This is a genomic window from Halomonas sp. EF61 (assembly GCF_040147045.1).
GTDB lineage: Bacteria > Pseudomonadota > Gammaproteobacteria > Pseudomonadales > Halomonadaceae > Halomonas > Halomonas litopenaei.
In genome coordinates this window covers 1,754,921-1,767,213 of record NZ_JAMSHM010000001.1, presented here as the reverse complement: position 1 = coordinate 1,767,213, position 12,293 = coordinate 1,754,921, and the positions used below count along the sequence as shown (strand labels likewise).

Annotated in this window: 14 protein-coding genes and 1 pseudogene; 5 read left to right on the top strand and 10 right to left on the bottom strand. The window is 60.7% G+C overall.

Going from position 1 to position 12,293, the window contains the following annotated elements; translation table 11 throughout:
• Nucleotides 1-62 precede the first annotated feature (62 nt).
• Both lgt and NFI08_RS07805 read right to left on the bottom strand, forming a co-directional pair.
• Nucleotides 63-872, bottom strand: a complete 810-nt coding sequence (gene lgt, locus NFI08_RS07810; protein ID WP_045995021.1) for a prolipoprotein diacylglyceryl transferase — start codon at nt 870-872, stop codon at nt 63-65.
• 282 nt (nt 873-1,154) lie between these two features.
• Nucleotides 1,155-3,065, bottom strand: a pseudogene (locus NFI08_RS07805) (efflux RND transporter permease subunit); the annotation flags it as partial.
• Here NFI08_RS07805 and NFI08_RS07800 point away from each other — a divergent pair.
• From NFI08_RS07800 to NFI08_RS07785, 4 genes are all read left to right on the top strand, one after another.
• The gene (locus NFI08_RS07800) at nt 3,030-3,284 is read left to right on the top strand and encodes a hypothetical protein (protein WP_349588436.1); all 255 of its coding nucleotides are present in this window, start codon (nt 3,030-3,032) and stop codon (nt 3,282-3,284) included. The pseudogene NFI08_RS07805 and the gene NFI08_RS07800 sit on opposite strands and share 36 nt — an antisense overlap.
• 534 nt (nt 3,285-3,818) lie before the next feature.
• Nucleotides 3,819-4,157, top strand: coding sequence for a hypothetical protein (locus NFI08_RS07795; RefSeq protein ID WP_045995032.1), 339 nt, complete (start codon nt 3,819-3,821; stop codon nt 4,155-4,157).
• 2 nt (nt 4,158-4,159) lie between these two features.
• Nucleotides 4,160-4,474 (top strand): helix-turn-helix domain-containing protein, encoded by a 315-nt coding sequence (locus NFI08_RS07790; protein WP_071211161.1) that lies wholly within the window; start codon nt 4,160-4,162, stop codon nt 4,472-4,474.
• 66 nt (nt 4,475-4,540) lie between these two features.
• Entirely contained in the window at nt 4,541-4,948 is a 408-nt protein-coding gene (locus NFI08_RS07785) for a hypothetical protein (RefSeq protein WP_045995024.1), read from the top strand.
• Between the two features lie 46 nt (nt 4,949-4,994).
• Here the strand turns inward: NFI08_RS07785 and NFI08_RS07780 are convergent, their stop codons facing one another.
• From NFI08_RS07780 to NFI08_RS07760, 5 genes are read right to left on the bottom strand one after another with little or no spacing between them, the layout of a single operon-like run.
• A complete protein-coding gene (locus NFI08_RS07780; RefSeq protein WP_052704546.1) occupies nt 4,995-6,539 on the bottom strand; it encodes a conjugal transfer protein TraG N-terminal domain-containing protein in 1,545 nt (514 codons plus the stop codon).
• The gene (locus NFI08_RS07775; protein WP_052704547.1) at nt 6,539-6,919 is read right to left on the bottom strand and encodes a hypothetical protein; all 381 of its coding nucleotides are present in this window, start codon (nt 6,917-6,919) and stop codon (nt 6,539-6,541) included. Before NFI08_RS07775 ends, NFI08_RS07780 begins: the two co-directional genes overlap by 1 nt.
• Nucleotides 6,916-8,388, bottom strand: coding sequence for an integrating conjugative element protein (locus tag NFI08_RS07770; RefSeq protein ID WP_052704548.1), 1,473 nt, complete (start codon nt 8,386-8,388; stop codon nt 6,916-6,918). The genes NFI08_RS07775 and NFI08_RS07770 overlap by 4 nt, the downstream gene beginning before the upstream one ends.
• Before the next feature lie 13 nt (nt 8,389-8,401).
• Nucleotides 8,402-9,352: a TIGR03756 family integrating conjugative element protein gene (locus NFI08_RS07765; protein ID WP_045995025.1), complete on the bottom strand. Its 951-nt coding sequence runs from the start codon at nt 9,350-9,352 to the stop codon at nt 8,402-8,404.
• A complete protein-coding gene (locus tag NFI08_RS07760; protein WP_045995026.1) occupies nt 9,349-9,783 on the bottom strand; it encodes a TIGR03757 family integrating conjugative element protein in 435 nt (144 codons plus the stop codon). Before NFI08_RS07760 ends, NFI08_RS07765 begins: the two co-directional genes overlap by 4 nt.
• 235 nt (nt 9,784-10,018) lie before the next feature.
• On the opposite strand from NFI08_RS07760, the gene NFI08_RS07755 reads away from it, so the two are divergent.
• The gene (locus tag NFI08_RS07755) at nt 10,019-10,390 is read left to right on the top strand and encodes a histone-like nucleoid-structuring protein, MvaT/MvaU family (RefSeq protein WP_045995027.1); all 372 of its coding nucleotides are present in this window, start codon (nt 10,019-10,021) and stop codon (nt 10,388-10,390) included.
• Nucleotides 10,391-10,492: 102 nt separating this feature from the next.
• Here the strand turns inward: NFI08_RS07755 and NFI08_RS07750 are convergent, their stop codons facing one another.
• From NFI08_RS07750 to NFI08_RS07740, 3 genes are all read right to left on the bottom strand, one after another.
• Nucleotides 10,493-10,978 (bottom strand): hypothetical protein, encoded by a 486-nt coding sequence (locus NFI08_RS07750; protein ID WP_253028370.1) that lies wholly within the window; start codon nt 10,976-10,978, stop codon nt 10,493-10,495.
• Nucleotides 10,975-11,238 carry a hypothetical protein gene (locus tag NFI08_RS07745; RefSeq protein ID WP_253028369.1) on the bottom strand — a complete coding sequence of 88 codons (264 nt, stop codon included), beginning with the start codon at nt 11,236-11,238 and terminating at the stop codon, nt 10,975-10,977. The genes NFI08_RS07750 and NFI08_RS07745 overlap by 4 nt, the downstream gene beginning before the upstream one ends.
• 144 nt (nt 11,239-11,382) lie before the next feature.
• Nucleotides 11,383-12,276, bottom strand: coding sequence for a nucleotidyl transferase AbiEii/AbiGii toxin family protein (locus NFI08_RS07740; RefSeq protein ID WP_253028368.1), 894 nt, complete (start codon nt 12,274-12,276; stop codon nt 11,383-11,385).
• Nucleotides 12,277-12,293: the final 17 nt, after the last annotated feature.

Here is a 12,293-nt window from a genome sequence, read left to right as displayed (position 1 = left end):
ACTGTAATATCGTTAACATCCTTCAATTGCTATCGCCATGTCTCCCATGGCACTTACCTAGCTCACAGACCCGTTTCAGCAACCAAGGTTTGCTGGCTACGACGCGCAGTGATGACCAGGAGCGCACCGGCTGCCAACATTGGTACCGTCAACAGCTGCCCCATGGTGAGCCAATCAAAGGCGATGAAGCCCAACTGAGGATCGGGCAGGCGTGCAAACTCCACGATGAAGCGGAAGGTACCGTATAGGAGCAGGAATAGCCCCGAGATAAGACCTTGCGATTGCGGTTTCCGTGACAGCCACCACAGCACGGCAAACAGCACCACACCCTCCAGGGCAAACTCGTAGAGTGCTGATGGGTGGCGCGGCTCGGAACCCAATCCCAACATGGGCGGGAAGACCATTGCCCAGGGCACGTCGCTGACCCTCCCCGGCAACTCGTGATTGATGAAGTTGCCCAGGCGCCCGGCACCCAGACCGATCGGCACCAGCGGTGCGATGAAATCGGTCAGCTTAAGGTAGGCCAGACGGCGACGTCTAGCGAACAGCCATGCAGCTATCAGGACGCCGGCAAGGCCCCCATGGAAACTCATGCCCCCTTCCCACACCTTGAACAACCACAAGGGGTTGGTCAGCACCTGATCGAGACCATAGAACAGCACAAAACCCAGGCGGCCTCCGATGATGACGCCCAGAGCGCCATAGAAGATCAGGTCACCGATATCATCGTGGGTCAGGCCGAGGCGGTGTGCTCGCCGCCGCCCCAGCCACCATGCGGCCGTCAGCCCCACCACGTACATCAGCCCATACCAGTGAAGCTGTACCGGTCCGAGCGATAATGCCACTGGATCGATTTGTGGGTACGCAATCATGGCGATTTCCTCACGACGTTCAAGCTTCTACGAACCGTTCGACGTTACGCCAGCGGGGTCGCGCATCGTCAAGCGTGATCCCTTATGACTCAGCATAGCCCCGAGGCCTGAATACAAGCTGAATCTGGGCTCACAACGCGCCAATCAATCTGGCGAGAGGCACCATCGCTGGCAATCCTCACATCAATAATACAAATAATCGTTCGCGTTAGGCTGGGTACCTTCAAGATACTGCATTCGCAACGTCTATAATGTGCCACCCAGCCTCGCCGAGCCTGTTAGCTAGGAATGGCTCACTCGACGGCATTTCCACAGATAGTAGACACAAGGCAATACCAGAAGCGTCAATATCACAGCACTCAACATACCCCCTACCATCGGAGCCGCAATGCGACTGACGACCTCGGAACCTGTGCCGGAGCTGTACATCAGCGGCAGAAGACCGGCAATCGTCGAGACCGACGTCATCATTACCGGTCTCACCCTCAGCGCAGCACCGTGCAGCACGGCGTGACGTAGTGTCTCCCGGCGGGGTTGTACTCCCTTGTATTGGCAGCGCTCGATCATCTGCTGATACGCCTGGTTGAGATACACGAGCATGATCACCCCGATCTCGACTGCCACTCCTGCCAGAGCGATAAACCCCACGCCCACGGCCACGGAGAAGTTATACCCCAGCAGGTACATCAGCCAGATCGCTCCTACCATGGCCAGCGGCAGCGTGCCCATGATGATGGCTACCTCACTGAAGCGCTTGAAGCTCATGTAGAGCAGGATCACGATGATGGCCAACGTGAAAGGCACCACATAGCTCAACTTCTCTTTGGCGCGCAACATGTATTCATACTGCCCGGACCACGTCACAGAATAGCCGGCGGGCAGCTCGAGCTCCTCGGCCACAACGTCCATGGCGCGCTGCACATAGGTGCCGACATCCACGCCTTCGATATCCACGAAGGTCCAGCCATTGGGACGCGCATTCTCGCTCTTGATCGCCGGTGGGCCGTCTTCCACGTAGATGTCCGCCACATCGGCTAGAGCGATGCGCTGCCCATTGGCGGTGACGATCGGTAGCTCGGCCAGTCGCTCGGGAGAGTCTCGGTAATCCTGTGGATAGCGCAGGTTGACCGGGTAGCGCTCCAGTCCCTCGATGGTCTGCGTGATGTTCCGACCACCGATGGCGGTCGCCACCACTTGTTGCACATCGGCAATGTTCAGGCCATAGCGCGCCGCCTGAGCGCGGTTGATATCGACCTTGATATAGCGCCCTCCGGCCACCCGCTCGGAGTAGATCGAAGCGGTACCAGGAACATCAGCAAGGATCGTCTCCAGCTGCTGCCCGATGGACTGAATCTGCTTGAGATCTTCTCCCCCCACCTTGATGCCCACCGGCGTCTTGATCCCGGTCGCCAGCATATCGATGCGCGTCGAGATGGGCATCACCCAGGCATTGGATACCCCCGGTATTCGCACCAGGCTGTCGAGTTCTTTCTTGAGCCTGTCGGTGGTCATTCCCTCTCGCCACTCTTCCCGTGGCTTGAGCTGAATGAAGGTCTCGATCATGGTCAGCGGCGCCGGGTCGGTCGCGGTATCGGCCCGTCCGATCTTGCCGAACACGGTATCCACCTCGGGCACACTGGCAATCAGTTTATCGGTCTGCTGAAGGAGCTCCCTTGCCTTGCCGATGGACAGCCCTGGATAGGTGGTGGGCATGTACATCAAGTCGCCTTCATCCAGGGGTGGTATAAACTCGCTGCCGATCTTGCTGACCGGCCAGAAGCCCACCAGGGTTATCGCCAGCACCAAGGCGATTGTCGTCTTCGGGAATCTCAATACTGCCTTGAGCACTGGCATATAGGCCCCAACCAGCAGCCGATTGACCGGATTCTTGTGCTCAGGCAGTACACGGCCGCGGATGAAGTAGCCCATCAGCACCGGAACCAGGGTGACCGCCAGCCCGGCACTGGCGGCCATGGCATAGGTCTTGGTGAAGGCGAGCGGTGAGAACATCCGCCCTTCTTGGGCCTCGAGGGTAAACACAGGCACGAAGCTGACCGTGATGATCAGCAAGCTGAAGAAGAGGGCCGGTCCCACTTCCACCGCCGAGTCGGCCACCACCTTCCTGCGGTTTTCAGTCGTCAGCGGTGTACGCTCCATGTGCTTGTGCAAATTCTCGATCTGTGGCGCGGCTCCTCGCGCAACTTCGTGCCCGACTATTTGATCCGACTCACCAATGGCAGGACCCTGGTGCTCGAGGTGAAGGGCCAGGACAGCCAGCAGAACGCCCAGAAGCGTGCCGCCATGGAGACCTGGGTCAAGGCCGTCAACGACCAGGGCGGCTTCGGCCAGTGGGCCTTCGACACCGTGTTCGAGCCAGCGCAGACGCGGGACGTCATCGAGAGGTACCTGTGAGAAGGAGCCGTTCAGGTTGGCCTATACCAGCTTGAACGGCTCGATATCGCGGAAGATGCCGGTCTTGGTCATGTCGCGGCGCAGGGTGAAGGCCCACGGCGACCTCCTTGTCGGTAGATGCAGACAGTCTTTCATTCTGCACTGCTGCGAGCCGTTGCTGAAGGCGGGGCACCGAAAGCGGCGTAAGAAACTGCAGATTCAGCAGGTTAGCAGCAGCTCTTTCTGCAGCGGTGGAGTTTTCTTTCTGCACGGCAGCCGTGTGCTCAAAGCGGCAGTGGTCCTGTCGAGCAGCACCGGTTCCCGGCAGCAACCCTTTGCCCTTTCCCCTTTGGGGGGTTCGCAATATGCTAACTTTTCGGGGCAAGCCCCTTCCCCTTGAGCCCCCTTCCCTTACTTCCCTTACTTCCCTTACTCCCCTTTCCGCCCTTTTGGAATTTTCACCATTTGCTGATGTAATACCACTAGGCCGAGCATCGAGGCGCTTGACAGAGTTAGGTGCAGCGGCAAAAATATACGCAGACTACGTACACCTCTATGAAAGCCACCTTTGTCGAGCTGCCAGCCTTCGAGCGGCATCGCTCCAGCCACTTTGACGACGCTGCGTTTCGTGCCTTCCAGAGCTTCTTGCTCAGGAACCCAGCTGCGGGAGACGTCATCCAGGGCACAGGAGGGCTGCGCAAGGTACGGTTCAGCGACCCCAAGCGGCAGAAGGGCAAACGGGGCGGTGTTCGCATCATCTACTACTGGTGGCTGGGTGGATCCCAGTTCTGGCTGTTCACCCTGTACGACAAGGATTCACAGGATGACCTGACGCCAGCCCAGCGTAAGACCCTGAAACAGCTGCTGGATGCGGAGCTCAACGCGAGGACATGACCATGGGCCGTAATATCTTTGACGAGCTCGTCGAGGGCTTTGATGCTCTGGCGGATGAGCGCCAAGGCAAGCGCACGCTGCGCTCTCACTCCGTAGCACTGGAGGAAGTCCCCGATATCACGGCCGGTGAGCTCATCGCGCTACGCGAGAAGCTGCATATGTCTCGCCCGGTGTTCGCCATGTACCTGCGTACCAACCCCAGGACACTGGAGAACTGGGAGCAAGGGCGCGCCAAGCCCAATGCTCAGGCCAAGACCTTGATTCGGCTCGTACAGAGGTACCCCGAGACCATCGAACACTTGGCATCGCTCAATTGACCCAGGTAGAGGGGTTCCATCATAGGGTCTATGCTTAAGATCTGATATTCCCAGGGAGGGAGGCCCATGGTGCTGAAATCACTCCTGACCCGAGCCGTCGCAGCTGGCAAGCAGGCACATCGCCAAGATCAGCAGGACGGCTGGTCCGATGGCTGGCACACTCGAGCAAGTACCACGGAGGTGCTGCGCGTACTGCGCGACTCCACCGCCGATGCGGCCAAGTCTACTGCCCAAACTGCCACCACCCAGGAGGGGTGGCGACGACTTGCTCGTGGAGCGGGGAAGGTGGTCGGTGGTGCGGCCGTGGTGGCCGGTGGCGTGGCTCAGGGAATGCTCCAGTCGGCGTCTGTGGATTCTGAAGAGGCAGAAGAAGTGAAAGACGGCTGGAGAAGCGGCCATGCAGGCTATGGCTATTATATCGGCGAGTGGCGGATGGATGAGGACGAAGACGATTATCATGGAGGCAGGTCATAACCCCAATCCATGCCGACATACCTTAGGCTGGAGTTAGGCAAGCCTGTCACAGCTTCCCGCCCGATGAAGTGGCCTGAGCCTTCTGACCGCCGGACTTGCCAGCACTCTGTGCATCACCACTACCTTGGCGTAAGCCACTGCCAACGGCACTCCCAACCCGCATTCCAGCCCAACTCAGTACTCCTACCCATAGCGTCGGTAGCGCCAGAAACATCATCCCCTCCACGAACTGCAGCACCATGCGGTCGTAGAGGTTGTTGGCGGCGGAGAGCCAGCTCAGCTTGGCGGCGTCGCTGCGGTAGAGCAGGTCCACCAGGTTCGAATTGATCCAGCGGGCGAGCTCCCACCAGAAGGTCAGAAACCACATGGCGAAGAGCCCGAAGGTGGCCATGCCAGCGACCTTGAAGCTGTAGCTGGAGATGACCATCACGAAGGGTAGGCAGATGATGATGGCCATCACCAGGATGCCCTGCACCATCGGCAGCGCCTGCTTGAGCATGTCCATGCCGGCCTGGAACGGGAGGATCGACAGGGCGCCGCCTATGGCCGAACCGGCGGTGACGGTGGCATCCCAGAAGCTGCTACCACCATCCAGCCCCCGAAAGCCCACCACCGCCTGATCCAGGTTGCCGCTAGCCGCGCCGGAGCGAGGGCTCACCAAGCGCCGAATCACATAGTCCTCGGCGTCGCTGCCGGTGAAGACGCTGCGGAAGCCATCCCAGAACCCCGCGCCCACCTCATCATGCAGCCGGGCCCTCAGGCCTACGCTCTCGGCTGACCACCACTCCTGGCAGGAGGGATAGCCGGGCAGGCCGGGGCCGGTGTTGGGACGGGAGACATCCCGGTCGGCATCGTAGGGGAAGCCAGCGATGGGCCGCCCGGCGTAGAAGCTGTCGTAGTAGCCGGGCGTGGCCTGGAAGTAGTTCGAGCCGATCCAGTCCACGTCCATGGCGCGGGTAGACTCGATGGTCCCGCCCTCCTGCAGCAGCCGGTTGCGCGCCGGGCCAAAGCACTGGCGCTGGAACTCGCCAACCTCCTGTTGCAGCCCCGGATCTTCGACGCTGTGCAGGTCCAGCTCCATGCGGATGGACTCGAAGTCCGTCGAGCAGGGAATGGCGTGAATCGCCGCGGCGGTGAGCCCGTGGGACACCGCATGCACGCCCGCCCACCACAGCGGAATCCTCGCCTGCTGGCCACCGATCGAGCTCTCGGTCGCGCCGAACGCCCCCTCGGACCAGCCGCCAGCGGCGAACTGGCGTGTGCCGCACTCCAGCGAGCGGCTCTCATCGATATCGGCGGTGGCCAGCTGGACCTGCAGCAGCGGCAGGCAGGTGAAGGCGTAGGCCAGGATCATGGCATAGAGCCGGGTCTCGATGCGGTTGACCGTGAGGATGCCCTTGGTCCCCGCCTCGTCGCCCTCCTGGCGGGCCTTAAACCACTCGGAGAGCACCAGGGTGATGAACGGCACCGCGGCGATGCCGGTGCCGACCATGACGTGCCAGATGGCGTTGTTGATGATCCAGCCCAGCAGCGTCATGGCGTTGGCGAAGTAGTCGAACACCACCAGCGGCGCGGTCAGCAAGCCCCCCATCAGGCACCTCCCAGCTGGTTGATCAGGTTGGTGACTTCCAGCAGGACCAGGATGCCCAGTGCCATCAGCTCGAGCCGGCGGAGCTTGGCAAGCGCCTGTCGCCCGTCGTCGCGATCTCGGCGCAGTCGCACCACCGCCCGGGGGCGCACCTTGCGCCACCAGACCAGAGCCAGCGCGGCGTAGAGGCTCAGCCGCCAGGCCAGCAGCCACGGCCAGGCGGTCTGCCAGGCACTATGGTGGGCCTCGAGCCCTCCCAGCAGCCTCACGCTGACGGCGAGAATGGCGCCGCTCAGCAGGAACATGACGACCAGCACGGCCATGGCGAGCAGCAGCGACGGCCAGCGGGCCGGGTTCATCCAGGAGAAAGCGCGTCGCGTCATTCGTCGCTGCCCTCCTCGCCGGCAGGGCGGCCGCGGCCGTCCAGGGCCGCATCCGGCCTGAAGGTTTCGCCCTGCGAGGCCCCATGGCTGCGCCGGGCAGCCCGCTCCAGGGCGATGCCGGCAGCGCTGTTGCCCAGCGCCTGGCGGATCTCCATCTCGGAGCGCAGCGACTCGATATCCCGATCCAGGGCCACCAGCTTGCGATCCAGCGCCGACATGCCCTGCTCGTTGTCGGCGATGCCCGGATCACTGCTGCCGGCCAGCAGCAGCCGGCGCGCCCACAGCGCCTTGGTCAGGGTTCTGGCCAGGGCCATCTCACCGCTCAGGCGGTGGATCAGCAGCGAGGCCTCGGGGTCGCTGCGCAGCGACTCGATCACCCCGCGGGAGACGGTCAGGCCATCGCCGGCGGAGACCTGGCGCAGGTTGTCCGGCGTCAAGGGATCGCTACCGTCGATCAGCCTCAGCAGCTTACCGTAGACCTCCTGCTGCTCACGTTCCAGTTCACGCACCAGGCCACTACCGGCCTGGGTCTCGCTGCGCTCGCAGCCGTCGCAGGTACGAATCGACTGTTCGCCGATCACGGTCTGGGTCCACTCGGCGGCCTCTTCCGGGCTCTGCCACACCGTGCACATGCCACCCAGGCAAGACCCCGAACCACCGCCGGTACCTGAGCCGCCCGCACCGGAAGAGGCCGACAGCCCACCGCCGCCGATCCAGGTACCCTCGTTGGTGGCCACCGATCCCCAGCCGCCTCCGCCACCGGCGATGGGGGCCGTGCTGGTGGTATCGGTACGGCCATGCAGCAGGTTGTAGCCGGCGCGTGCGGTGTCCTCTACCACACGAATTGGCGCCTGACCCTGGCCACCGCGGTGCTGGCCACCCACCCAGGTCACGCCCTGGTTGCCGCCCGACTGGTCGACCTGCTCCTGCGCCGCGACGACATCGGCGTTGGACTGGGCCGCGCTCTGCCAGCTCTCAGCCATGGCCACCTGCTGCCATCCCTGGCCAGTGACCATATCGGCCATGCGCTCGGACATCTTGCGGCAGGACATCGACGCCCGGTCGAAGTCCACCCGCCCCTGCAGCACCCCGTTACTCAGCAGGTCGTAGAGCCCGGGGTTGGCTCGCTGAATGATCATGGCGGGCAGCGAGGCCACGGCGCCCTGAGCGTTCTGGACCACCGTCCCCATCAGGTTCTGGAAGCCATTGGTGATGCCGTTGAGCTGGTTGGAGACCGTGGCGCCGATATCGAAGTTGCCGCAGGAGGCGTTCATGTTCCAGCTGATGCCGATGCCGCGGCTGTTGGGGTTGTAGCCCCGGCCAGCGGAAACGCTGAAGGGAGAGGCACCACCAACCTGGTAATAGAGCGCATCGGCAGACTGCGCCTGGGCTTGGGTCGACAGCAGCCCCACCACCAAGGCGCCTGCCAACGGCATGAGGATGACGCACCGCATACGAGATCCTTTCATCGTCCTCTCTCCTTCAGGGGACTGCGTAGAGCAGGGTCTGCCCACGACGCTTGCAGCAGCGATAAGGGCGCCACAGTGACCAGGCGTAGTCACCGCCCGTGTCCAGGCGGTCGCTATAGGTGTCGGCCACGCTGCGGTCCGGCCACACCCGGCAGGATTTGCTCATGCTGGGCGTCAGGCGCTGCCAGCGATGGGTGGTGGCATCGCCCTCCTTGACCGGCCCGGGCGGCCAGTAGCCGTCACGGGCAGTAGCCACCAGTGGTGTGTAGACGTGGGGCTGCCCGGTGCGGGTGACGATGTCGGCGGAGCGCTGGGCGATGGTCGCCGCGGTTTTGTAGTCATGCACCTGGGTCAGAAAGCCGCTGCGCGGATAGACGTTGCCCCACAGGTCGCCGGGCTGGCCCAGCTCACGCATGCCGGGCGTCAGGGCTTCGGGGTAGAGCGACTCGGGGATCCCGCTGCGCCACGCCAACGCATCCAGGGTCGAAAGGTGGTAGGGCTGGAAAGGCGTCGCTGCCCCAGCGCACGACATGCCGAAGGCGCTGGCGAAGCTGCTGAAGGCACCGCCGGCGGGGTGGCCGATGGCGTTCACGTTCTTGAAGCGCAGGTGCTCATGTCGCTCTTGGTTGCCATCCGAGGTGCTTTGCCCGCCTGCCAAGGCATCGCCCAAGGGTGGCGAGAGGGTGGCCACCTCCCGCCAGGGGTTGTCGCCGGTGTTCTCGTAGCTGGAGACCACTAGCTCGGGGACGTAGTGGCGCACCTGGACCGAGGTGCGTATCGAGCAGCCCGACCAGGAGCAGTTGAGCCAGACGCAGATGCCGATGACCTGATAGTCCAGGCACTGAGTAGAAATCGACGACGCGACGATCTCTGGCGTCGTCAGGGCATGGGCGGGCCTGTCCGCCACACCAAGACTCAGCAACGCACCGCCCAACAAGGGCCCGAGGATCTTGAAGCGCATCATTGGCGCCCCTCCTGCCGCAGTAGACGCTCGGCTTCTCTCAGCGCCGCGGCCACATCCGGCTGGCCGTAAATCACATGGCGGCCATCGATCACCACGGCGGGGACTTTCTCCACACCCAGCTGCCAGGCCCTGGCTAGCCCGAGATAGCTATCGGCATAGCGGTCGGCAGTCTCCTGCCACTCAGGCGCCGCCATGCCCTCGCGCATCAAGGCCTCCGCGAGTTCAGGATCAGCAGGAAGGTCTTGCGACAACTCTGCATCCAATCGGCCGGGCGCATCGAGTTCGATGACCGCTACACCAGATGGCACATTGATGACCGGCTGTCCGGAGATGGTAAAGACTTCGGTGGTCTGCTCTGCGAGTGCGGGGCCTGCCAGGCAGGCAGACAGCCCAAAGGCAATCAGCCAGCGCCGTGGGTGGTGTCTCTCCATGCGTGCCACTCCAGTAGTACAAGGAATGAGCACAGCATTGCCGAGTACATCAAGAGAGACAGCAAGAAATGTTAATTCCGTTTAGAGATATTTTCTGGAGCCGTCATCAAAGGCCAACGGATCGGGTTATCGCTATCGCAGCCAAACTCATCATGTTTAAATGACGAGGAACATTGAATCATTCCCGAACCACCACCATAATATTCCCCAACACTCACCCACCGCGAGGAAGTCCATGTCCATTCTCAACACCTACATGCAGAAAGAACAGCAGCTTAAGCAACTCCAGGAAGAGCTCGACAAGCTGAAGAACGATGATCGCCTCAAGGCCGAGCTGGAGTTCAAGGACAAGCTCGAGGCCCTGATGCGCGAGTTCGACAAGTCAGCCGCCGATGTCATCAAGCTGCTGAACCCACAGCCGGCTGCTGCCAAGGCCTCCGGCACCACGAGCACCGGCCGCGCCAAGCGCAAGCTAAAGACCTACAAGAACCCCAACACCGGCGAAGTCGTCGAAACCCGCGGCGGCAACCAAAAGACGCTGAAGTCGTGGAAAGACGAGTACGGTGCCGAGACGGTTGAGGGTTGGCTGGTGAGGACTGAGGATTAATCAGCCCCACCCTACTTGTTTCCCCAACAGGCAGGGCAGATGTCGGCCAGAATCGAAACTTGGAATTTTTCTTATGCACTATTTTTATGCATGCGCAAGGACCTACAGTGACCCGGTTGTAAGAAATCCCAATGCTTTACCTATTGGGCCAGAAAGCACTTTGTGAAGTCGCAAAGCTCTCGCGGTAAACGCATCCAGCTTCTCTACGAGAGAACCCAGCTTCCTTAGCATAGCTGGGTTCTTTTCCCCTGCTTCGGAAAGGGCATCTTTGTTAACGACAACTGCACCAAGTAGAGACTGTAACGCCTCCTTTACACCCCGACCTCCTTTTATTCGATAAATCGCCAAAGATCTTCGTATCTTTTCGAGCTCTTCTAGAAGCGCCATCCTCAAGGGGATCTCAATATCACCTTGTGATATGGTGGTGAAAAGCTCAGAGATTAGACTATCTACCTCCGCTAAATCCTCATCACTTAACGTCTCCTCCGAGTAATGCCGACCAAGCTCTTCAGCACAAAATTGCAAGCGCGCGAGAAGGTCATCGGAAAGAGCTTGCTGCTGCCCCTGCCAACTTGAGTTCAAGTTCAACGGAAACTAGCTTTATCAACTCTCTCGTAAGATTTTAGATAAAGTTCATGATTCAGGTCTGGCAACAACTCGATGAGACCCTTCACCTCCTTAGACAAACTGTAAACCTCCACTACACGGCGAGATATCTCAGCGTCATCATTCTCATCACAATCAAGAGCTTTCGCCCACACCTGCCGGACTTTTTGATTTTGTGGTTGAGATTTTGCTTCACCCAGAATACGATATAGTCGCCCGGCCGGATTAGTTTCATCGATCATAATTCATACCCCCGTTTCGATTGCATAATAACAGCTGAACGAACACGCTGCTTTTCCGCCGTGCCCGCTTTTGCCCGACAGAGGCCAGCATAAAAAACTCAATATACACTAACTATTGATTAGCATGCTGTCCAGTGAAAAAACCTACTCATCTCTTAAATCAAACAGCGACTGTCCCAGAGCCTCTAACGATATTTTATTTTTCTCTTCCTCCATCTTCCTGATATTGGCAAGCTTCCACATTACAGCGGGCAGCTGGTCTACATCCGCGATGGGAAATAGCGACCAGTCAGGCTTTCCCTGTTTAAACGAAAGTAGAAAGCGAACATCATCATCGGTGATCAATTGACCCAGCTGTTCCAGCAGCTTATGGCGCACATCCTCCAGCTGCGATAGCGGAATGTCGGTTATGGCCATGCCGACAAACTCCTTGCGGTAAATGGCCTCGAGCAACTTCATCCTCGGGTTGATGACTTCGTTCATGGGCCTTGGGTGCCCGAGCAGGTAGACCAGAAAGCCCTCGAAGACGCTGCGATCCAGGCCGCCTTGATCCAGCAACAGTTTCACATCGAAAAGATCCCGGGGATGCTGACGATCCAGCGCAGCACAGAGCTTGCCGCCATAGAGGTCCGGCAGCGACACAACCTGCACCGAGGCGAAGCCATACTCATCCTCCACCGCCTCGACCACGTCGAGCTGCTGAGGCGGATGCACAGTGCCGCGCAGTACCGGTGATACCTCCACCTTCACTTGGGTGCGGCCGCGACACACCAGGATCCTCAGCTCATCGCGGCGGTTATCCTGGAGCTCGGCCTTAACCCCAGGCAATTGGGTGCCGATGGCCTGTGATAGCCGCTGCAGCGCCTGGCGACAGTGGTGCAGGGCCTCGTCACGTGGCTCCAGCGGCAGGTAGGCGAGGTCGATATCGACAGACAGCCGCGGGAAGGGCTGGACGAAGAGGTTGATGGCCGTGCCGCCCTTGAGGGCAAAGCAGGGCTCGTCGTTCAGAAAGGGCAACAGCGCGACCAGCAGGCGCACCTGTTCGTGATAGCGGG